Below are 1236 nucleotides of genomic sequence, written 5' to 3' on the forward strand. Positions count from 1 at the left end.
CCTCTTCCGCCTGGCGCGAGCCCATGGTCTGGCTCGTGGTCGGCGGCCCGGCGATCGTCGTCGTCGCCAGCTTCTTCACGCTGGCGCTTGCCATCCGCCACCCCGACCCGCCGCTGGAGCTGCACCGCACCGCCCAGACTGCCGATGCCACCGAGCCCGCCGACCTGCGCGCCCGTGCCGGTGATGCGGTACCGGCCCTGGTCGCCCGCAACCATGCCGCCACGGGCACGGCGGGCCAGAAGAGATGAACGGCGCCGCCGGCCCCACGCGCATCAAGCGCTTTGCGATGGCCGTGGCCTGGTCGTCCTTCCTTGCGGCTGGCGTGCTGGAGGCCCTGGTGTTCGCCGTCGTCGACCCGGCCGACCTGCGCTGGTTTGGCACTGCGCCCGTGCAGTTGTCGACCCAGGCCGTCTACACCCTCAGCTTCCTGATCTTCTGGGCCGTCATCGCCTTTGGCGCCAGCCTGGCGCTGCTGCTCATCAGCCTGCCCGGCGACGAGGTCAAGCCTGGGCGTCACGCGCCGGGCTGGCCTCGCTGAGCCCGGCGCCTGCCACCACGCGTGCGTTGCGGTCATGCGTCCAGTAGGCCCAGGCCCAGTCCACCAGCACGACGAAGCGGTTGCGGAAGCCGATCAGGAAATAGACGTGGGCGAACAGCCAGAACAGCCAGGCGGGCAGGCCCGAGAAGCGCAGCGACCCGGCCGGCGTGCCCAGGTCGACGACGGCGCTGTGGCGGCCGATGGTGGCGAGGTTGCCGTAGTCGCGGTAGCGAAAGGCCTGCGTCGCCTCGCCGCGCAGCCGGCGCTGGATGTTGGCGGCGGCGTGCCGGCCCATCTGCTTGGCGCCGGGTGACACGCCGGGCACGGGCTTCGGAGGCTGGCCGGGTGCGTGGCTCTGCGCGGCGGCGAGGTCGCCGATGACCTGGATGTTGGCCTGGCCCTTCACGCTCAGGTCGGGCTCGACGACCACACGGCCGGCGCGGTCCAGCGTGCAGCCGGTTGCATCGGCCAGCGCACGGCCCAGGGGCGAGGCCGCCACGCCGGCGGCCCAGACGACGCAGCGGCTGTGCAGGCGCTCCGGGCCGGTTGGCGTCGTGATGTCCAGCCCCTCGGCGTCGATACCGGTCACACGGGCGTTCAGGCGCACGTCCACGCCGAGCGCGCCCAGTTGCTCGCGGGCGCGTTCGCTCAAGCTCTCGGGCATGGCCTGCAGCACACGCGGGCTGCCCTCCACCAGC

3 protein-coding genes are annotated in these 1236 nt (G+C 72.8%); 2 read left to right on the forward strand and 1 reads right to left on the reverse strand.

The window, feature by feature from the left end; translation table 11 throughout:
- Both ACXJKR_RS32840 and ACXJKR_RS32845 read left to right on the forward strand, forming a co-directional pair.
- On the forward strand, positions 1-248 hold a 248-nt coding region (locus tag ACXJKR_RS32840), incomplete at its 5' end, for a nitrogen fixation protein FixH (protein WP_457326430.1).
- Positions 245-538: a hypothetical protein gene (locus ACXJKR_RS32845; RefSeq protein WP_457326431.1), complete on the forward strand. Its 294-nt coding sequence runs from the start codon at positions 245-247 to the stop codon at positions 536-538. The genes ACXJKR_RS32840 and ACXJKR_RS32845, both read left to right, overlap by 4 nt.
- Here ACXJKR_RS32845 and ACXJKR_RS32850 read toward each other — a convergent pair.
- A partial coding sequence (locus tag ACXJKR_RS32850; RefSeq protein ID WP_457326432.1) for an NAD(P)/FAD-dependent oxidoreductase occupies positions 501-1236 on the reverse strand: 736 nt, incomplete at its 5' end. The two genes, ACXJKR_RS32845 and ACXJKR_RS32850, sit on opposite strands and share 38 nt — an antisense overlap.

The sequence above is a fragment of the Roseateles sp. P5_E11 genome, assembly GCF_054049355.1.

Bases quoted from the DNA above. Each gene is read 5' to 3' on its own strand.
- ACXJKR_RS32845 (WP_457326431.1), top strand. From the start codon at position 245: ATGAACGGCGCCGCCGGCCCCACGCGCATCAAGCGCTTTGCGATGGCC.